The sequence below is a fragment of the Flavivirga aquatica genome (assembly GCF_001747085.1).
GTDB lineage: Bacteria > Bacteroidota > Bacteroidia > Flavobacteriales > Flavobacteriaceae > Algibacter_C > Algibacter_C aquatica.
On record NZ_MDJD01000046.1, the window covers coordinates 69,939 to 90,498 of the forward strand.

At 30.4% G+C, this 20,560-nt stretch carries 17 protein-coding genes; 10 read left to right on the forward strand and 7 right to left on the reverse strand.

The genetic code is table 11. The features are described from left to right. Positions 1–69 precede the first annotated feature (69 nt). The 8 genes from A8C32_RS11795 (at position 70) to bshA (ending at position 10,074) form a co-directional block, all read left to right on the forward strand. Entirely contained in the window at positions 70–1,011 is a 942-nt protein-coding gene (locus tag A8C32_RS11795; RefSeq protein ID WP_069830626.1) for an MlaD family protein, read from the forward strand. Positions 1,012–1,017: 6 nt separating this feature from the next. Then, positions 1,018–2,334 carry a 4Fe-4S dicluster domain-containing protein gene (locus A8C32_RS11800; protein ID WP_069830627.1) on the forward strand — a complete coding sequence of 439 codons (1,317 nt, stop codon included), beginning with the start codon at positions 1,018–1,020 and terminating at the stop codon, positions 2,332–2,334. Between the two features lie 166 nt (positions 2,335–2,500). Then, positions 2,501–3,292 carry a (Fe-S)-binding protein gene (locus tag A8C32_RS11805; protein WP_069830628.1) on the forward strand — a complete coding sequence of 264 codons (792 nt, stop codon included), beginning with the start codon at positions 2,501–2,503 and terminating at the stop codon, positions 3,290–3,292. 3 nt (positions 3,293–3,295) lie between these two features. After that, positions 3,296–3,799 (forward strand): hypothetical protein, encoded by a 504-nt coding sequence (locus A8C32_RS11810; RefSeq protein ID WP_069830629.1) that lies wholly within the window; start codon positions 3,296–3,298, stop codon positions 3,797–3,799. Between the two features lie 5 nt (positions 3,800–3,804). Beyond that, positions 3,805–4,290 carry an ABC transporter ATPase gene (locus A8C32_RS11815; protein ID WP_069830630.1) on the forward strand — a complete coding sequence of 162 codons (486 nt, stop codon included), beginning with the start codon at positions 3,805–3,807 and terminating at the stop codon, positions 4,288–4,290. Positions 4,291–4,386: 96 nt separating this feature from the next. Continuing rightward, positions 4,387–5,610, forward strand: coding sequence for a phosphoserine phosphatase SerB (gene serB, locus A8C32_RS11820; RefSeq protein WP_069830631.1), 1,224 nt, complete (start codon positions 4,387–4,389; stop codon positions 5,608–5,610). A gap of 362 nt (positions 5,611–5,972) precedes the next feature. Further along, positions 5,973–8,894, forward strand: coding sequence for a serine hydrolase domain-containing protein (locus A8C32_RS11825; RefSeq protein ID WP_069830632.1), 2,922 nt, complete (start codon positions 5,973–5,975; stop codon positions 8,892–8,894). A 43-nt stretch (positions 8,895–8,937) separates the two neighbouring features. Beyond that, complete coding sequence (gene bshA / locus A8C32_RS11830) at positions 8,938–10,074, forward strand: N-acetyl-alpha-D-glucosaminyl L-malate synthase BshA (RefSeq protein WP_069830633.1); 1,137 nt, start codon at positions 8,938–8,940, stop codon at positions 10,072–10,074. An 89-nt stretch (positions 10,075–10,163) separates the two neighbouring features. Here bshA and A8C32_RS11835 read toward each other — a convergent pair whose 3' ends face one another. From A8C32_RS11835 to A8C32_RS11860, 6 genes are all read right to left on the reverse strand, one after another. Further along, positions 10,164–10,532 carry a nuclear transport factor 2 family protein gene (locus A8C32_RS11835; protein WP_069830634.1) on the reverse strand — a complete coding sequence of 123 codons (369 nt, stop codon included), beginning with the start codon at positions 10,530–10,532 and terminating at the stop codon, positions 10,164–10,166. 24 nt (positions 10,533–10,556) lie between these two features. Then, entirely contained in the window at positions 10,557–11,300 is a 744-nt protein-coding gene (locus A8C32_RS11840; protein ID WP_069830635.1) for an SDR family NAD(P)-dependent oxidoreductase, read from the reverse strand. A 5-nt stretch (positions 11,301–11,305) separates the two neighbouring features. Continuing rightward, positions 11,306–11,500 carry a tautomerase family protein gene (locus tag A8C32_RS11845; RefSeq protein ID WP_069830636.1) on the reverse strand — a complete coding sequence of 65 codons (195 nt, stop codon included), beginning with the start codon at positions 11,498–11,500 and terminating at the stop codon, positions 11,306–11,308. Between the two features lie 141 nt (positions 11,501–11,641). Continuing rightward, the gene (locus A8C32_RS11850) at positions 11,642–12,205 is read right to left on the reverse strand and encodes a Crp/Fnr family transcriptional regulator (RefSeq protein WP_069830637.1); all 564 of its coding nucleotides are present in this window, start codon (positions 12,203–12,205) and stop codon (positions 11,642–11,644) included. A gap of 101 nt (positions 12,206–12,306) precedes the next feature. Beyond that, complete coding sequence (locus tag A8C32_RS11855) at positions 12,307–13,992, reverse strand: CotH kinase family protein (RefSeq protein ID WP_083253330.1); 1,686 nt, start codon at positions 13,990–13,992, stop codon at positions 12,307–12,309. 161 nt (positions 13,993–14,153) lie between these two features. Beyond that, on the reverse strand, positions 14,154–14,633 hold the full coding sequence (locus A8C32_RS11860) for a hypothetical protein (RefSeq protein ID WP_069830639.1): 480 nt from the start codon (positions 14,631–14,633) through the stop codon (positions 14,154–14,156). A 151-nt stretch (positions 14,634–14,784) separates the two neighbouring features. Here A8C32_RS11860 and A8C32_RS11865 point away from each other — a divergent pair, with 151 nt between their 5' ends. After that, entirely contained in the window at positions 14,785–17,718 is a 2,934-nt protein-coding gene (locus A8C32_RS11865) for an FAD-binding and (Fe-S)-binding domain-containing protein (protein ID WP_069830640.1), read from the forward strand. Between the two features lie 117 nt (positions 17,719–17,835). Here the strand turns inward: A8C32_RS11865 and A8C32_RS11870 are convergent, their stop codons facing one another. Further along, positions 17,836–18,687: a UDP-2,3-diacylglucosamine diphosphatase gene (locus A8C32_RS11870; protein WP_069830641.1), complete on the reverse strand. Its 852-nt coding sequence runs from the start codon at positions 18,685–18,687 to the stop codon at positions 17,836–17,838. Between the two features lie 369 nt (positions 18,688–19,056). Here A8C32_RS11870 and aroC point away from each other — a divergent pair, with 369 nt between their 5' ends. Further along, complete coding sequence (gene aroC, locus A8C32_RS11875; protein WP_069830642.1) at positions 19,057–20,118, forward strand: chorismate synthase; 1,062 nt, start codon at positions 19,057–19,059, stop codon at positions 20,116–20,118. Positions 20,119–20,560 lie beyond the last annotated feature (442 nt).

Genomic DNA, 20,560 nt, shown 5'->3' on the forward strand with positions numbered 1-20,560 from the left:
TGAATAAGAACTTAAATGATTATTATGCGAGTGACATCTTACCTATTTAAAATCAATCGAAAATCATAGATGAAAGTAACAAGAGAAGTTAAAACAGGTGTATTAGTATTGTTAGGAGTTATCCTTTTTATTTTTGGATTCAATTATTTAAAAGGTCAAAACTTATTAGATTCTTCACGTACTTATTATGCCGTTTACGATAATGTTGAAGGATTAATACCTTCTACACCAGTTACTATCAGTGGATTATCTGTTGGTAAAGTTGTAAATATAAGTTTTAAGGAAGATAATTCAGGAAAGATATTGGTAAAACTATTAGTTGATAGTGAATTTCAATTTTCGAAGAATAGTAAAGCAGAATTATATGAGACAGGTCTTATTGGAGGTAAAGCAATAGCCATTATACCTGCATTCGATAATGCAGAAAATGCAAAAAGTGGCGAATATCTTCAAGGAGGACTTAAAGCAGGCTTAACAGATTTACTTGGCCAAAAGCTAACACCTCTTCAAGGAAAAATAGAAAAAATGATGACAAGTGCAGATATACTTTTATCTAACTTAAATGATGTTTTCGATGCTAAGACTAAAGAAAACCTTAAAATAAGTATAGCAGAGTTAAGTACAACTATGAGATCTTTTAAAAACACATCAGTTTCTTTAAATCAAATAATTAAAGGAAATCAGAATAATATAGATAAGGTCTTATCAAACGCCAATAAACTAACAGGCGATTTATCTAACATCACCGAATCCATGTCTAAGAGCGACCTAGGTAAAACAATTAAAAACTTAGAGCTAACACTTCAGAAATTCAATAACATATTATCTAATTTAGATGCAGGAAAAGGTTCTATGGGGAAACTCCTTAACGATGATAAATTATATAATAATTTAGAAGGCGCATCAAAAGAAATGGAAGCCCTTTTAAAAGATATAAAATTACACCCTAAACGATATTTTAGAATACTATCTAAAAAGGAAATACCTTACCAAGAACCAGAAACTAATTAATATCTCATGGAATATATATATAAGATTCTTTTCGCAGTTATACTAATACTAGGCGTAGGTTATTTTGCGAAAAATGTAAAAAAGCTTGTTAGAAATATTAAGCTTGGTCAAGATGTAGATGTTAGCGATAATAAATCGCAACGTTGGAAAAACATGTCGATGATAGCTTTAGGGCAAAGTAAAATAGTCCGTCGTCCCATATCAGGAGTTTTACACGTAATTGTATATATAGGTTTCATAATAATCAATATAGAAGTTTTAGAAATTATAATAGACGGGTTAGTAGGCACACATAGAGTAGGTTTAAAATTTTTGCCAACATCTGTATATGGATTTTTAATAGGAACTTTCGAAATTTTAGCATGTTTAGTTTTTGTTTCGGTTATTATATTCTGGATTCGTAGAAACATCATTAAACTTGCACGTTTTTGGAAAAGTGAAATGACCAGCTGGCCAAAGAACGATGGTAATTTTATTCTGTATTTCGAAATGGTATTAATGACACTGTTTTTAGTAATGAATGCTACAGATGTTCATTTTCAAACTCTAAATTCAGGAAACATAATTAGTCAATTTATATCACCATGGTTTAGTGGTCTTTCAGAAGGGACATTACATATTATTGAGCGTGGAGCATGGTGGATACATATAGTTGGTATTCTTACTTTCTTAAATTACCTATATTATTCAAAGCATTTACACATCCTGTTAGCATTTCCAAACACCTATTATGGAAAATTAGAACCTAAAGGACAAATAAATAACCTCGAAGCTGTTACTAAAGAAGTACAAATGATGATGGATCCAAACATAGATCCATTTGCAGCACCAGCCGAAGAAGCAGGAGAAGAAGAAATACCAGCAAAATTTGGAGCCAGCGACGTACAAGATTTAAATTGGGTACAATTGTTAAATGCCTATACCTGTACCGAGTGTGGACGTTGTACCAGTGAATGTCCAGCAAATCAAACAGGAAAAAAATTATCCCCAAGAAAGGTGATGATGGATACCAGAGACCGATTAGAAGAAGTAGGCAAAAATATTGATGCTAATAACGGGGAGTTTAAAGACGACGGAAAACAACTTTTAGACGATTATATAACAAAAGAAGAACTTTGGGCATGTACATCATGTAATGCATGTGTAGAAGCATGTCCAGTAAGCATAGACCCATTATCAATTATTTTAGAAATGCGTCGTTATTTAGTTATGGAGCAATCAGCAGCACCAGTAGAATTAAATAATATGATGACCAATATTGAAAATAACGGAGCACCATGGCCATATAACCAAATGGACAGGTTAAATTGGAAAAATGAATAATACAAAATAAACAAACTAACAATGTCATTATTATAGTTTGTTTAAAAAATAAATAATTTGGGCGTTACCCAAAAAAGGGTCGGGCTTTCCGCTATATCTTTTTTGCTTTTAATAGCAAAAAAGGATGTCGCTACAATCCCTAACGCAACATAAAACAACATAAGAAATGAGCGAATTACTCAAAGTACCAACTATGGCCGAATTTATGGCTCAAGGCAAACAACCCGAAGTATTATTTTGGGTAGGCTGCGCAGGAAGTTTTGATGATAGAGCTAAAAAAATAACAAAAGCATTTGTAAAGCTTTTAAATAAAGCAAACGTAGAATTTGCAGTTCTTGGTACCGAAGAAAGTTGTACAGGAGATCCAGCAAAACGAGCAGGAAATGAGTTTCTGTTTCAAATGCAAGCCGTAACCAACATAGAAGTTCTTAATGCTTACGAAGTAAAAAAAATAGTTACCGCATGTCCACATTGTTTTAATACCATAAAAAATGAATATCCAGAACTAGGAGGAAAGTATGAGGTGATGCACCATACACAATTTTTAAAAACTCTACTAGACGAAAGGCGATTAGCTATAGAAGGTGGTAAATTTAAAGGAAAACGTATCACATTTCATGATCCCTGTTATCTAGGTAGAGCAAATAATGTTTACGAAGCGCCACGACAGTTAATTCAGAAGTTAGAAGCCGAATTAGTTGAAATGAAAAACTGTAAACGTAACGGATTATGTTGTGGAGCAGGAGGAGCCCAAATGTTTAAAGATGCAGAAAAAGGAGATAAAGAAATTAATGTAGAACGTACCGAACAAGCATTAAATATCAAACCAGAGATTATTGCAGCAGGATGTCCATTCTGTAATACTATGATGACCGATGGTGTGAAAGCAAAAGAAAAAGAAGCAGATGTTGAAGTAATGGATATTGCCGAATTAATAGCAAATGCTCAGGATTTATAAAACATGGATTTAAAGTATTGTCCTGCTTGTAAAAATGACAATAATTCCAAAGTAGATTTTTGTATCAAATGTGATTTTCCTCTTACAGGTACAGAAAAAGACAAATCAATTCGTATAGGTAAGTTTATAGGGAAAAAAGGAATTATCTTTGATGCAGATAATTCATTAGAAAAAAGTAGAAAGCTGCTGTATTATGCAGCAGCCTTTTTTATATTAGGAATCATAATAAATTTTTCATCATTAACTAATAATATCTTAGCCTTAGGGTTTAATATATCAATAGCAATGGTGATCCTTACATGTGGTATATTAATAAAAAAAGCCCCTTTAGTTTTTTTATTAATACCTCTTATACTTCTTTTAAGTATTTATGGTTTAAATTACATGTACGACCCAACAAGTTTGCCTAGAGGCATATTTTTTAAGCTATTAATTATAGGTAGTTTAATTTATAGTATCTATAATTATTTAGCATCAGAAAAATTTAAGAAAAAATATAATTATTAAAAATCATGCTAGTAGAATTCAATACATTACCAGAAGAATCTAGAGTTTGGATATATCAAGCAAACCGTTCATTTACAGAACAAGAACTAGAAGAAATACAATCAAAATTAAACATATTTATAGAAAACTGGACCGCACATGGAAGTGATCTACAATCTGGTTATACTATAAAATATAAGCGTTTCATTATATTAGCATTAAACCAAAAACTTAATGCAGCAACAGGTTGTTCCATAGATGCCTCAGTACATTTTATACAACAACTAGAAAAAGATTATAATGTCGATTTAATGGACAAAATGAATGTATCTTATAAGCAAGGCGAATATGTAGCCTATAAAACACTTACAGATTTTAGAAAAATGGCAAAAGATAAAGCCATTTCAAAGAAAACCATTGTGTTCAATAATTTAGTAACCAATATAGCAGAATTTAAAGAAAATTGGGAAGTTCCAGCAAGCGAGAGCTGGCATAGTAGATTTGTTAAATAAATCATATGTAATAACTAGGAATTAAACTTAAAAAAACTTTCATATATCAAATAGAATAATGAATTTTACACTTTACAAAAGTGTAAACATTAAATTATGGCAACAGAGATTTTCTTATTAAATATATCGGGACAAGATAAGCCTGGATTAACTTCAAGTTTAACAGATGTTTTAGCAGAATATAAAGCTAAAGTGTTAGATATAGGACAAGCAAATATTCATGATACACTATCCTTAGGTATATTATTTGAAATTCAATCAGGAAAAAAATCGGCAGCAGTTTTAAAAGATTTGCTTTTTAAGGCTTATGAGCTTGGTATTAAAGCCAAATTTAAACCAATTACACTTGAAGATTATGAAAATTGGGTAACCCTTCAAGGTAAAGATCGATACATTGTTACTATTCTAGGAGAAAAACTAGCAGCAGAACAAATATCAGAAGTTACAAAAATAATTTCAGATAAGAATTTAAATATCGATTCAATAAAAAGACTTACAGGACGTCTATCGCTAGTTAAAGAAGAGGAATACCCTAGAGCATCTATACAATTATCTATAAGAGGAAAAATAGATGATAAAACAGAGTTTACCGAAAAATTCATGCAAATTTCGAGAGATTTAGATGTTGATATTGCATTTCAAGAAGATAATATTTATAGACGAAATAGACGCTTAGTTTGTTTCGATATGGATTCCACACTAATACAAACCGAAGTTATTGATGAGCTAGCCGAATTAGCAGGTGTTGGAGAAGAAGTAAAAGCAATTACGGAATCTGCAATGCAAGGAGAAATAGACTTTAACGAAAGTTTTATTAGTCGCATGAAGCTTTTAAAAGGTTTGAGCGAAGAAGTTCTTCAAGATGTTGCTGTTAAGTTACCTATAACAAAAGGAGCAAGAAGACTTATTGATACTTTAAAAAGTTACGGATTTAAAACCGCTATTCTATCAGGAGGATTTACATACTTTGGGCACTATTTACAAAAAGAATTGGGTATAGATTATGTATATGCAAATCAATTAGAAATTAAAAATGGTAAGCTAACAGGAGGTTACCTTGGGGATATTGTTGATGGAAATAAAAAAGCAGAATACCTTCAAGACATCGCAAAAAGAGAAGGTATAGATATTAGTCAAACCATTGCCATTGGAGATGGAGCAAACGACTTACCAATGCTTAATCTTGCAGGGTTAGGAATTGCTTTTCATGCAAAACCAAAAGTAAAAGATAATGCACAAAGCTCTATATCTAGTATAGGTCTAGATGGTGTATTATATTTATTAGGATACCACGACAGACATATAGATTTAATTGAGTAGTTTACTTAAAATAAATTTAAGTACTAAAGTTAAATACCAAAATAAGCTATAATAAAGGTTTATTAAATTATTATAAAATAAGCTTAAAAATTATATTAAAGCAATTATAAAAGTAAACAAGGTCATTGTTTACTTTTTTTGTTTATAGGTGTTTATTTTTGAGCTAATTGTGGTGTTTTATTGAAAATAGTTATATGTTAAAAATTGGAGATTAAATATATAACCTTGTTTTAAGCTAAAAACTGTTTACAACCTTATTAAAACTCTATTGTAAACTCTTTTTATTTTTTTATAAAAGTGTTATTTTGGCATGATTATTAATAGTATATTACCTATTGAGAATACCTTTAACGAAAACGTTTATGCGCCAAGTCTTTTTAATATTAGCTTCCTTTTTTTTTATATTTTGTACATCTGGTCAAACATCTGATAGCCCGTTAATTACTACCGATGTTGAGGCTCAAAAAAAATGGGTAGATAGTGTTTATTCATCGATGACTCTAGCTGAGAAAGTTGGACAATTGTATATGGTTCAAGTCATGTCTAACCAAGACGAAGCAGAAAAAAACAAGATTGTACAGTTAATAAAAAAACATAATATAGGAGGTTTAATATATTCAAATGGAGGCCCTGTAAGACAAGCAAGTTTAAATAATGAATTACAAGCTTTATCTAAAAGACCTCTTTTAATTGGTATGGATGCAGAGTGGGGCTTAAGTATGCGACTAGATTCTACCTATGCTTTTCCTTGGAATATGACGCTTGGTGCTATAAAAAACAATAAACTTGTAGAACAAACAGGAAGACAAATAGGAGAGCATTGTAAGCGTATAGGTGTGCATTTTAATTTCGCGCCAGTTGTTGATATTAATACAAATCCTAAAAACCCTATTATTGGCAATCGATCTTTTGGAGAAGATAGAGATAATGTCACCGAGAAGGCTTTAGTATTTATGAAAGGAATGCAGAGTGCAGGGGTTTTAGCAAATGCAAAACATTTCCCTGGTCATGGAGATACAGATCAAGATTCACATAAAACCTTACCAACAATAAACTTTAATGAAAAGCGTATAGATTCTGTAGAATTATACCCTTATAGAAAACTAATAAAAGAAGGCCTTTCAAGTGTTATGGTAGCACATTTAAATGTGCCTAGTTTAGAACCACGAGAAGGGTTTCCTTCATCATTATCGAAACATATTGTAACAGATATTCTAAAAGACTCTTTGGGTTTTCAAGGACTTATATTTACAGATGCGCTAACTATGAAAGGTGCTGCAAATTTTAGTGAATCTGGAGATATTGATTTAGCCGCATTTAAAGCGGGTAATGATGTCATGCTTATGTCTGAAGATGTTGGTATAGGCATTTCAAAAATTATTGAAGCTTATAACAAAGGTGAAATCACTGAGCCACGTTTAGAGCATTCTGTTAAAAAAATTCTCCAAGCAAAGTATAAAGTTGGTTTATATGATTATAAACCTGTTGGATTATATGATTTAGTTCAAGATTTAAATAGACCTAAAGATGATGCCTTATATGAAGAGCTTTTAGAAAATGCTATAACAGTAGTAAAGAATGATAACGATATATTACCGCTTACTAGATTAGAGAATAAAACGATAGCTTATGTGAAGTTGGGAGATGATAGTGGTTCTGCTTTTCTTAAAGAGTTAAAGAAATATGCTAAAATTCATAAAGTTCCATTTGATAATTTAGATGAATTAATGAAAAATTTACAGTCTTATAATACGGTTATAGTAGGGTTTCATCGATCTAACGAAAGCCCATGGAAAAGTTATAAATTTTCAAATAAAGAACTTGTTTGGTTACATGAAATAGCAAGAACGCATACTGTTATTTTAGATGCTTTTGTGAAGCCTTACGCGCTTTCAGATATAAAAACAATAGAGAATATAGAAGGTATGGTAGTTAGTTATCAAAATAGTGAGATAGCACAACAAAAATCGGCACAACTTATTTTTGGAGCTATTGAATCTAAGGGATGTTTACCAGTATCAGTAGGAGATTATTTTGAAGTAGAAGCAGGTATTCAAAATAAATCTATTAAGCGTTTAGGCTATTCTAGTATTCCAGAACGTGTCGGTATAAATTCAGAAAAATTAAAAAGAATAGATTCTTTGGCGATGCTAGCTGTAAATGATAGTATGACACCTGGTATTCAGTTATTAGTTGCTAGAAAAGGTAAAGTTATCTATAATAAGAATTTTGGTAAACATACCTATGAGGGCAAAGAAAAAGTAGCCTTTGATGATATTTATGATGTGGCATCATTAACAAAAATATTAGCTACTTTACCCTTGCTTATGAAGCTGGAAGAGAAGGGCATTGTATCGCTAAATAGTAAGTTGGCAAGTATTTTACCAGAATATAAGGGCTCAAATAAAGAAGAGATTACTATTAAAAGTATGTTGTCTCATTATGCCAGATTAAGACCATGGGAACCATTCTATTACCGTACTTTGGATAGTATTACTAAAAAACCTAGCAAAAAATATTATAGAACAGAGCGTAGTAATAAATTTAATGTAGAAGTTTCTAAAAACTTGTTTATGCGTTCTGATTATCAGGATTCTATCACTAAAATAATAAAAGATTCAGACTTGCTATCACGTCTTAGATACAGGTATAGCGATTTTCCTTATTATATTTTAAAGAAATTTATTGAAACTCATTACGACAAAACATTAGATGAGTTGGTTCAAGACCATATTTATAAGTCATTAGGAGCTAACTATACGATGTACAATCCTTACAATAAGATAAGTAATAAAAAAATAGTACCTACAGAAGTAGATGATTATTACAGGTATCAAAAAGTACATGGTTATGTACATGATATGGGAGCTGCAATGCAAAATGGTGTTGGAGGGCATGCAGGTGTTTTTAGTAATGCTAACGATGTAGCAAAAATTATGCAAATGTATTTGCAAGAAGGTTATTATGGAGGAAAGCGGTATTTTAAAATAGAAACTATTAATAAGTTTAACAGATGTTATTATTGTGATAAAAGAAATAGGAGAGGGATTGGTTTTGATAAACCTCAATTAGGGGAAGCTGGACCAACATGTGGATGTGTTTCTATGAAAAGTTTTGGACATTCTGGGTTTACAGGAACCTATACTTGGGCAGATCCAGATGAAGAATTAGTATATGTTTTTTTAGCTAATAGAACGTACCCTAAAGCAGGTAAAAATTTACTATTAAAAACAAATATTAGAACAGATATACAACGCTTGATTTATGAAGCAATAGAAGATTAAGCGGTGATAATTAAAAAAATATTAAAATAAAGTCATTTAGAATATGAATATAGGTATAGTTTGTTACCCTACATTTGGAGGTAGTGGAGTAGTAGCTACAGAATTGGGTTTAGAACTTTCTAAGCGAGGACATGAGGTTCATTTTATTACCTACAATCAGCCCGTTAGATTAGACTTATTAAGTAATCGGGTACATTACCATGAAGTAACTGTACCAGAATATCCGTTATTTCATTATCAACCTTATGAGCTTGCTTTATCAAGTAAATTAGTAGATATGGTAAAGCTACATAAAATAGAAATTTTACACGTACATTATGCGATACCGCATGCATATGCAGCTTATATGGCTAAAAAAATGCTACAAGAAGAAGGTGTAAATGTGCCAATTGTAACCACATTACATGGGACTGATATAACACTTGTAGGAAGTCATCCGTTTTATAAACCAGCAGTAACCTTTAGTATAAATAAGTCTGATGCTGTTACTGCGGTTTCTAAAAGTTTAAAAGATGATACACTACGTTTATTTGATATTAAAAACGAGATAGATGTCGTTCCTAATTTTATAGATTTAGAAAAGTATAATCATGAGTTTACAGATTGTCAAAGAGCTATGATGGCTAATGATGATGAGAAAATAATCACTCATATTAGTAATTTAAGACCAGTAAAACGCATACAAGATGTTATTAGCGTATTTCATAATATTCAAAAAGAAATACCTGCTAGGCTAATGTTTATAGGAGAAGGTCCTGAAAAAGAAAAAGTAGAGCAGCGCTGTCAAGAGTTAGGTATTTCAGATAAAGTGGTATTCTTTGGGAAAAGTAATGAAATAGATAAAATTTTATGTTTTACCGATTTATTTTTACTCCCTTCAAAAACAGAAAGTTTTGGTTTAGCAGCATTAGAAGCTATGGCATCAGGAGTTCCTGTTATTTCTAGTAATACAGGCGGTATACCAGAAGTCAATATTCATGGGGTATCTGGGTTTTTAAGTCATGTTGGAGATGTTGATGATATGACTAAAAATGCATTACATATTTTAAGAGATGATAAGCGTTTAGAAACATTTAAAGGTAATGCCAGAAAGGAATCTTTAAAATTTGATCTTCATAATATAGTCCCACAATACGAAGCTATTTATGAAAGAACTTTAGCTAAGAATTTAGTGTTGTAATGTCTGGTTTGCAAAAGTAAATAGCTTCATTTTCTAAAATAAAAACCATGGTATTGAATTAATATTTGAATAACCATGGTTTTTATATTTTAGGCTACATGTGTAAATAGTTTATTTACAATTTTCCACTGACCATTAATTTTAGCTAATGATAAGTAATCATAGTAATTATACCCTAGCATGGGTACATGTAATTTCGCCATGGCTATTTTACCCATAATATCTATTCCTATAATACTCATTTTTAAAGTTTCGTTTAATTCCTCAGGGCTTTGTCTGTTTTTTACTCCTTTAATATAGTCTTTTATACTTTTTAAATAGTCAACATTTTTAATATCTCCATAAAGGTATGCGTTTTTATGAAAACATGTTTCAAGTTTATTTATGTCTCCATGAAAAATGCCTTCAAAGTAGGTTGTAATTAAATTTTCGATGTCTGCTATGCTTTCTTTGTACATAATATAGTTTATTAAATAAAATGGTTAAATGTTATGACCTATGGTGTGCCCTCCAGCGACATTAATAGTTTCTCCTGTAATAAAATTAGCTTTGGCTAAATAATAGGCAGCTTCGGCAATTTCATTAGCTTCACCAATTCTATTTAATACATGCAGTCCTGCTAAACTATCAGCATCTTCAATACCCATTTTTCTTTGCAAAGGACTTCTTATTATTCCAGGAGCTATGGTGTTTACTTTTATGTTGTTTTTTCCAAATTCTGTAGCTAATTGTCTTGTTAAAGCATGAATAGCACCTTTACTAGTAAGTGGAGCAGTAGCAGGGAATCCGCCTATAGCATGTTCTACTAAAACAGTGCCTATATTAATAATAGAACCATTTTGTTGTTTTAGCATTTGAGGTATTACAGCTTGAGATGTAAAATAAGTGCCTTTTAAGTTTATATTCCAAAAACGATCTAAATCATTTTCTTCTACCTCAAGAAAAGGTTTAGGAGAGAATACGCCTGCATTATTTATTAGTACATCTATGGTTTTGAACTTTTTTATAGCTAACGCAGCTAGTTTTTTTCCTGTTTCTTGTTTACTAACATCTCCAGTTAAATAAATTACGTTTTCTGGAGCCCCAAAAGATTTATAAGTGTTGATTAAATTTTTTTCGTTGGATGAGTTCATAACAACAAAACTTCCTTTTTCAATAAAGTATCTTGCTATTTCTTTTCCTATTCCAGTTGATGCTCCTGTAATAATTACTGTTTTATTTTTCATGGCTTTTATTTTTTTGTTCCTGTGTATTGTATACCATTGATACCCCAGTTTTCTATTGGGATTTCTTCAATAACGATATGAGTTGTTTTTGGGTTCTTGTTGAGAATATCAACAACTAGTTTTGTAGCACCTTCAATTAATAGGCGTTTTTGCTTTTTTGTTACCTCTTCATCGGTAACTTTAATATTAATGTATGGCATTGTTTTTTTATTGAATTAATGACCATACAAAGATGAAGTGAAGTAAAAAAAATAAGAAGGACGTACCTCACTTATTAAAAGTGATCTATATCACATGTATTAAAGAGTAATTAAATTTTTAGTATGAAAGAAAAGGCTTGTTTAGGGGGTTAATCGACTTAATGTTTCTCTAGAAACTCCTAAATAAGCAGCAATCATTTTTTTAGGTACGCGCTGAAACAATTTGGGATACTGTTCAAGAAGTAGGTTATAGCGTTCTTTAGTAGAGTTTTTTAATAATGATAAAATTCTATTTTGAAGAGCGATTCTCCCAACTTTACTTTTTTTAGCCCAAAAACGTTCCATTTTATGCATTTGAGCTGTAAGCTTTTCGCGGTTTTCAAAGGTAATATATAGTAATTCACTATCCTCAATACAATCTATGGATGTTTTAGAAGGGGTTCTTTTTATAAATGATTCATAATCTGTAATCCACCAATTTTCCATTCCGAATTGAAGGATATGTGCTTTACCAGTATCGTCAATAAAATAACTTTTTAAACACCCTTTTATTATCCAATATTCTTTATTTACAATCTCGTTTTCTTGAACGATATATTGATGTTTACGTTTTTTAACGTGTTCAAAATGACTTAAAATAAAATCAAATTCTTCGTCTGTGAGACTAATAATTTCTTCTATATGTTGTCTTAATGGATGATTCATTTATTGTTATAAAAGTTTAAGTAAATAAACTTTGAGTAAAAATGTATAGATAAATAAGGAATATCAGTTTAATGATTTTAAGTATGTTTACTGTTAAGAGCTTATTTGATTACTAATTTATGGGCTTCATTATTTAAAATAATAATGTAATTTCCTAATTTTAATTTTTCAATGGAAATAGTATTATTATTAATTTCTCCTTTATCAATTTGTCTTCCTAAAAAATCATATATTTTATATTCACTATTTATAAGTTTATTAGTGTTATTTATATGAATTCTGGTTTTTGCAGGATTAGGAGAAAATGATAACTCTGTTTTATTTAAATTAATGTTATCAATAGATAATAAATCACCGTAGTAAGTATCTAAAAAAGAAAGTCTGTTTTGAAGCCAGCTTATTAAATATGAAAGAGTTTGTTCATTATAATTGTAGTTTGGGTATACAATAGATTCTCTCTCATATATTTTATTTTCAGAAAGAAATTGATATTGTTTTTCTATAGATTCTATTAGTTTATTTTCTTCTAAAATATTATTTCTATAATCAAACCATTTGTTTGCGATGGTTGTTTCGTAATTATTTAAATTCAATTTTATGACTCTATCATGGAAACCATTGGTAAGTATATCGTCTGTAATATTTTCATTAGTACCATTCCATATGGTTCCAAAACAGCCATCTAAATCCCAAGGGACATAATAATAAGGTTCATCTGCTTTATATTTTGCTAAGTAAATATTTTTCCCTCTATTATCTGTAGCTCTTAAAAGGTTAAGAAAGATGAAATAATCTAAATAATTATCATAATTAAATTTACTCCAAATATTATTAGTGAAATCGGTATTAGATGAATTCATTACAAAATCGGTAAAGTTATATGGGTTTTCCCAATCTGTTGCCTCATCTTCTTTAGGATATTTCATTTCATAATCACTCCAGACTCTGTTATTATTATCATAGTTTGATATACTTGAAAACTTAGTTGCTCCACTCCAAGATATGCCTTTGTAAAGTTCTCCTCTTATTTCACCTTTTTTAAAACTTTTTAGTTTCAATTGCTTTTTGTCAACTTGTTCCGAGATATTATAAATGCCATTATAGCGACCATTTAAAAACATTTCTACATATTCAACATTTGCTCCAGCTTTAGCTTCAGGTTCATCTTTTAGGTAATAAGGAGTATGCATACTAAGCCATAGTTTACTTGAGGTATAGCTTCTTAACCGTAAAGGTTCGTTATACAACGCATCAAGAATCCAATCATCATCAGATCTTAAATTTTTAAATTGGACATTATGAGTATCTTCTCCATTATCATCTTCCCAAAATTCTAAATCATATGTTTTTTTAGGGTACGATCGAGAGGAGCCACCTCTTAATTCGATACCTATATTAGAAGTAAGAACTTGCTCATCATCAGAATATGTGAAATTAGCAAGTACCTTTGGATCGTCTAAAATGGTATTGGGAGTATCTATTGAAATGATTGGTAATTGAGTAAAGTATAGTATATATTGCTTTGAAGAACCATTAACGATATATGAATTTGTATAATTTATATTATTTGGAACAGTGGAAAAAGTGTAATTAACTGTATTTAAAGATAAAATAAGGTCACTATAAGTTGAAAGATCATTATAAGATTCAATATTTTCAATGTGAGAAACTATTAATGAATTGGTTTCATCTATTTGGAAATGATCTTCAGGAATATTCAACGTTAATGTTTGTGATAAACAAAATATTGAATTTGTTAGGAATAAAATAAAGATGAGTTTTTTCATTATAATATATTCGTACTATAGTTGTTTTCTTAATTAAAAAATAGAACTATGTTAATTAGAAGGTAAAAGTAATAATTTGCTTGGATGTAGCTTTATAAATATATACCAAAAACAAAAAAAGTGCTTAATAGCACTTTTTTTGTTTATATATAGTATGAAAGTTAAAATTGATAACGAATACTTAAGGCAATATCAAAACCTAAGTTATCAGTATAATCACTAAAACCAAGTTCTGGTCTAAAATCTAAAGATAGTAATAAGGGGATTTCAAAGTTGTATTCAATACCAATATCACCAGCAGCAAAAAATGTAGTTTCACTAGAGCCATCAAATCTGTTTTTACCAGAAAATGAAGCAATACCACCACCAGGACCGGCATACCAGTTAAAATTCCCATCTAAAGGAAAAACCCATTGGTATATTCCTGTAAGTTTAAAAGCATCGTAATTGTTGCTGTTTCTCCAACCTAAATCAACCTCTAATCTATTGGTATCTCCTAATAAGCGTTGATAAGAGACTTCAGCTCCAAAGCCATCACTATCTCCTAATCTTAAACCAATAGCATTTTCTGATATGTCTTGAGCATTAGACGTAAATGTAAAAACTAATAGTAAAACTGATAATAAAAATAATTTCTTCATAAGTTTAAACTTTTATTTTGATTAATAATATACGATCCTTCTTGTGAAAAAAGATCATATTTTTAATATTCATTTGGTTTTTCAAAAATAACGCCAAAATTGTATTTATATTTAACTTCTTTTTTCGAGGATATAAATTTGATACTAAAACATGAGTCTAACAAGGCATTTGCAAGCGTTACAAGAAAAACTTATAGGAGAATTATTTTTTGATGATTTAATAAAATCAATCTATGCTACAGATGCATCTGTTTATAGAATATTACCATTAGCAGTAGCATACCCTAAAAACAAGGAAGATATAAAGTTGCTTATTCAATTTGCTACAGTGCATAATACATCGTTAATACCAAGAACTGCTGGAACTTCATTAGCTGGACAATGTGTAGGAGAAGGTATTGTGGTTGATGTTTCTAAGTATTTTACTAATATTTTAGATGTTAACGTAAAAGAACAAACCGTTACTGTACAACCTGGTGTAGTTCGAGATGTATTAAATAATTATTTAAAGCCTTTTGGTTTGTTTTTTAGTCCAAATACTTCGACTTCGAATCGTTGTATGATAGGAGGGATGGTAGGAAACAACTCTTCTGGCACCACGTCTATTCAGTATGGGGTAACAAGAGATAAGGTTTTAGAAATGCATACTGTTTTAAGTGATGGGAGTGAAGTTGTTTTTAATGAAGTATCAGAAGAAGTGTTTCAGAAAAAGGTAAAAGAAGATTCGTTAGAAGGTCATATTTATAAAACGATTTATTCCCAGCTTATTTCAGAATCTATACAAGAAGACATTAAATCTAATTTCCCTAAACCAGAAATACATCGTAGAAACACAGGGTATGCGATTGATGAACTTATAAAATCTGAAGTGTTTTCTGGAAATTCTGAAGTATCTGAGGCTTTTAACATGTGTAAGTTGTTATCTGGAAGTGAAGGGACTTTGGCTTTTACAACACAAATTACTTTAAAGTTAGATAAGTTACCACCTGAAAATAGTGTTATGGTAGCTGCCCATTTTAACAGTATTGAAAGTTGCATGAGTGCTGTAGAGTTGGTTATGAAACATAATTTGTACACCTGCGAAATGATGGATAAAACCATTTTAGATTGTACGAAACATAATAAAACGCAGCAAGAAAACAGACAATTTATAGAAGGAGACCCCAAGGCTATTTTAATGTGCGAAGTGAAAGCAGATACATTAGAGGAAGTTAAGGGATTAGCTAATACATTAGTTAAGACTATTAGTGAATCTGGTTTAAGTTATGCTTTTCCAAAGCTGGAAGGAGATGATATTGATAAAGCTATTAACTTACGTAGTGCAGGTTTAGGATTATTGGGTAATATTATTGGAGATAAAAAAGGTGTTGCTTGTATTGAAGATACAGCAGTAGCTTTACCAGATTTGGCAAATTTCATTTCTGAATTTAGTAAACTCATGGAGCATTATAATCAAGATGCTATTTATTATGCACATGCAGGTGCTGGTGAAATTCATTTACGTCCCATATTAGATTTAAAGAAAAAAACAGATGTTGATTTATTTAGGAAGATAACAACCGATGTTGCTCATTTAGTAAAGAAGTATAAAGGAGCAATGAGTGGAGAACATGGCGATGGTATTGTACGTTCGGAGTTTATATCTATGATGATTGGTGAAGCTAATTATTCGATTTTAAAGCAAATAAAAGCAGCGTTCGATCCAGATACTATTTTTAACCCAGGGAAGATAGTTGATGCTTTATCTATGGATAAAGCGTTGCGATATAAAACAAATAGGGAAGAGCCAGAAATAGAAACATTACTTGATTTCTCAAAATCTCAAGGTATTTTAAGAGAAACTGAAAAATGTAATGGTTCTGGAGATTGTAGAAAGTTACCTGAATTTGGAGGAACCATGTGTCCAAGTTACAGAGCAACTAGAAATGAAAAAGATACTACACGAGCTAGAGCAAATGCTTTGCGTGAGTTTTTAACTAATTCTGATAAAGCAAATAAATTTAACCATAAAGCACTTAAAGATGTTTTCGATTTGTGTTTAAGTTGTAAAGCATGCGCAAGTGAATGCCCTAGTAGCGTAGATGCTGCGAGTTTAAAAGCAGAGTTTCAATATCAATACCAAAAAGAAAATGGGGTGTCTTTGCGAACCAAATTATTTGCTTATAATAATACTTTAAATAGTTGTGGAAGTAAATTACCAAAGCTTACAAACTTTGTGTTTTCCAATAGTTTTACTTCATCCATATTAAAACAATCATTAGGTATTGCTAAAGAGAGAAATTTACCTTTAATTTCAAATGAAAGTTTAGCACGTTATTCTAAAAACTATTCAAATAAATCAAAAGGAAGTAATTGTATTAAAAGCGTTTATTTTTTTAATGATGAATTTACAAATCATCTAGATACTCAGGTTGGAATTGATGCTCTTGAGCTATTAAAAGACTTAAACTATAAAGTTGTACTCGTTAATCATTCAGAGTCTGGTAGAGCATTTTTATCTAAAGGATTATTGGAGCAAGCCAAAGGTTTTGCTAATAATAATATAGCTGTATATAAAGATTTGATTACGGAAGAAACACCTCTAATAGGTATAGAACCATCAGCTATTTTAACATTCAAAGATGAATATTTAAAATTAGCAGACGATAAAGTTTCTGCGGAACATATAGCAAAACATACATTCTTGATAGAAGAATTTATTCAAAAGGAAATAGAATTAGGGAATATTACACAAGAACAGTTTACTTTAGAATCGAAAACGATTAAATTTCATGGGCATTGTCATCAAAAAGCATTGAGTAATCAATTACCTAGTTTTTCGGTTTTAAACCTTCCTAAAAATTATAAAGTGACTATAATTCCTAGTGGATGTTGTGGTATGGCAGGGAGTTTTGGGTATGAAAAAGAGCATTATGACGTAAGTATGCAAATAGGTGAACAAACTTTATTTCCTGCAGTAAGAAATGCCCCAGAAACGACTATAATAGTTGCAAATGGTACAAGTTGTAGGCATCAAATAAAAGATGGGACACAACGGGAAGCAAAGCATCCAATTACAATTTTAAGAGAATCACTTGTTAGGTAAAAAAGCATATAGTTTTGGTATATAATTAGAACTACCGATGATTCATGAAGCTTCAGGTTTTATGTTCAGTTACAACATAAAATAGAAGTTGATTAAGGCTAATTTTATTATATAAAACTAAATTTTAGCTTTTTCCTTTACATGGTCAACAATAGTAATAGCAGCTATTAAATCTTTTAATTCTATATTTTCTACTTCTTCATCAATAATAAATGGAGCCAATTTATCTTTATTAAAATTATAAATTTTCCAACGTTTAAATTGGTATTCTAAAGCAGTAAAGTTTTCCACCCAATCTCCAGAATTTAAATACATGGTTTTTCCATGTTTATTTTCTCGGTATTCTATTTTAGGTTGGTGTATGTGTCCGCAAATTACATAGTCATATTCATTTTCAATGGCTATATCGGAAATAACAGATTCAAAGTCATTTATATATTTAACAGCACCTTTTACACCATTTTTTATTTTTTTTGATAAAGAGTAGCGTTCTTTGCCGCATTTTTCTAAATACCAATTAACACATCGGTTTAATACTGTTAATAAATCATAACCATAGCCACCTAGTTTAGCAAGGAATTTTGCATTTTGGATGGATACATCAAAAACATCACCATGAAAAAACCACGCTTTTTTTCCATCTAATTCTAAAACAACTTTATCAACTATAGAAATATTACCGATAGTTGTGTTGCTGAATTTTCTAAGCATTTCGTCATGATTTCCAGTAATATAAATGACTTCAACACCATTGGAGGCCATAGACATTATTTTTTTTATAACTTTCATGTGAGACTTAGGAAAGTAACGCTTACTAAATTGCCAAATATCAATAATATCACCATTTAAAACTAATTTTTTAGGTTCAATACTATTCAAGTATGTTAACAAATGCTTAGCATGACAGCCGTAAGTGCCTAAATGGACATCAGATATTACAGCAATTTCTATTTTTCTTTTAATTTTCAATTGTAGTTGGGCTTAGATTCATACAAATAACTAATATTTATGTTATGTAGTCATTATCTTATAATTATGGATGTATGAGTATATTGTTAAGTTATTGTTATGTGAATTATTAAATATCTATGCTATGATTATGTTTTTATTAATTAGTTGATTTTGATGTGTATATGGATTTTGTAATTGAAATTCATGAAGTTTTTTTAGTCTATAGTTTTTATTAAATCATTTTTTGTAAATAAAAAAGAAGGCACTAAATAGTGTTTCTGATTTATAATTTTAAAACAAAAAATAAATTAAACAAAACGATTTATAGTACTGAATTTAGTGTAGTTGATTTCGAAAAAAGCTTTATTTTTGCTGCAAAAATGTATTATGGCTGGAAATTCCTTCGGAAAACTATTTAATCTAACAACATACGGTGAATCTCATGGACCTGCTTTAGGTGGTGTAATTGATGGATGTCCGTCTGGAATTGAATTAGATTTAGAAGCTATACAAAATGAATTAGATAGGAGAAAACCTGGTCAATCTGCAATTGTTACACAGCGTAAAGAACCAGATACTGTTAAATTTCATTCAGGTATTTTTGAAGGTAAAACTACTGGAACATCTATAGGGTTTGTTATTGAAAATACAAATCAGAAATCTCACGATTACACCCATATAAAGGATAGTTATAGACCAAGTCATGCAGATTATGTGTATGATAAAAAATATGGTTTTAGAGATTACAGAGGGGGAGGTAGAAGTTCTGCCAGAGAAACAGCTTGTCGTGTAGTTGCTGGAGCTATAGCAAAACAAATGCTAAAAGGCATTGAAATTAAAGCTTATGTTTCTGGTGTTGGTACTATGAAGCTAGGTAAGCCATATACAGAATTAGATTTAACTAAAGTAGAATCTAACATTGTACGTTGCCCAGACCAAGATATGGCAGCAAACATGGAAACTTACATCAAAGAAGTTAGAAGTAAAGGAGATACTGTAGGTGGTATTGTAAGTTGTGTTATAAAAAATGTACCGGTTGGTTTAGGTGAGCCCGTTTTTGATAAATTACATGCCGAGTTAGGAAAAGCCATGCTTTCTATAAATGCTGTTAAGGGATTTGAGTATGGTAGTGGATTTGAAGGAAGTACGATGTATGGTAGTGACCATAACGATTCATTTAATAACGATGGGACTACAAAAACAAACTTCTCTGGAGGTATACAAGGCGGAATAAGTAATGGTATGGATATTTACTTCAATGTTGCATTTAAGCCTGTAGCAACACTTATTCAGAAATATGAAACCATAGATAAAGCCGGTAATACTGTAGAAATGCAAGGAAAAGGCCGTCACGACCCTTGTGTTGTTCCAAGAGCAGTACCCATTGTAGAGGCTATGGCTGCTTTGGTGTTAGCCGATTTCCATTTAATTAATAAGATGCATAGTTAGGAGTAAATTTTTTCTTTCTCATATCATATATTATATTTCATTCTTATGTTGAACTTATTTTAGTATCACATCAAGTGCGCTTGCTTGTATTTTGAATTGTATACTATATAAGTAATTTTAATTTTACCAGAGACTTTAATTACTAAAAATTATAGTATATATAATGTACTAGGACAAAAAATTGATTCTGGAAAAATTATAGGAAGAGAAGTATCAGTTAAAGATATTTTAAAAGCCTGTGTAATTATTTCACAGGCTTTTTCATTCTATTAGATGGTATTTCGTTTGTTTTTATGTTTCTTGAAAATAGCGTCCTAAACGTTTAAAAAAAGAGAAAGGGAAATTTGTTCCTCAAAGTTACCTTTGTGGTGGAACACAAAAAAACCTTTCTCCGATGCTAAATATAACTTTGTTTTCTCAAATAATCAGTAAACTAGATAAA

Coding starts and splice junctions, on each gene's coding strand:
- bshA (WP_069830633.1), top strand. CDS start 8,938: ATGAATATAGGTATAGTTTGTTACCCTACATTTGGAGGTAGTGGAGTA.
- A8C32_RS11800 (WP_069830627.1), top strand. CDS start 1,018: ATGGAATATATATATAAGATTCTTTTCGCAGTTATACTAATACTAGGC.
- A8C32_RS11795 (WP_069830626.1), top strand. CDS start 70: ATGAAAGTAACAAGAGAAGTTAAAACAGGTGTATTAGTATTGTTAGGA.
- A8C32_RS11840 (WP_069830635.1), bottom strand. CDS start 11,300: ATGAAAAATAAAACAGTAATTATTACAGGAGCATCAACTGGAATAGGA.
- serB (WP_069830631.1), top strand. CDS start 4,387: ATGGCAACAGAGATTTTCTTATTAAATATATCGGGACAAGATAAGCCT.
- A8C32_RS11845 (WP_069830636.1), bottom strand. CDS start 11,500: ATGCCATACATTAATATTAAAGTTACCGATGAAGAGGTAACAAAAAAG.
- A8C32_RS11865 (WP_069830640.1), top strand. CDS start 14,785: ATGAGTCTAACAAGGCATTTGCAAGCGTTACAAGAAAAACTTATAGGA.
- A8C32_RS11815 (WP_069830630.1), top strand. CDS start 3,805: ATGCTAGTAGAATTCAATACATTACCAGAAGAATCTAGAGTTTGGATA.
- A8C32_RS11825 (WP_069830632.1), top strand. CDS start 5,973: ATGCGCCAAGTCTTTTTAATATTAGCTTCCTTTTTTTTTATATTTTGT.
- A8C32_RS11805 (WP_069830628.1), top strand. CDS start 2,501: ATGAGCGAATTACTCAAAGTACCAACTATGGCCGAATTTATGGCTCAA.
- A8C32_RS11810 (WP_069830629.1), top strand. CDS start 3,296: ATGGATTTAAAGTATTGTCCTGCTTGTAAAAATGACAATAATTCCAAA.
- A8C32_RS11835 (WP_069830634.1), bottom strand. CDS start 10,532: ATGTACAAAGAAAGCATAGCAGACATCGAAAATTTAATTACAACCTAC.
- A8C32_RS11850 (WP_069830637.1), bottom strand. CDS start 12,205: ATGAATCATCCATTAAGACAACATATAGAAGAAATTATTAGTCTCACA.
- A8C32_RS11855 (WP_083253330.1), bottom strand. CDS start 13,992: ATGAAAAAACTCATCTTTATTTTATTCCTAACAAATTCAATATTTTGT.
- A8C32_RS11860 (WP_069830639.1), bottom strand. CDS start 14,633: ATGAAGAAATTATTTTTATTATCAGTTTTACTATTAGTTTTTACATTT.
- aroC (WP_069830642.1), top strand. CDS start 19,057: ATGGCTGGAAATTCCTTCGGAAAACTATTTAATCTAACAACATACGGT.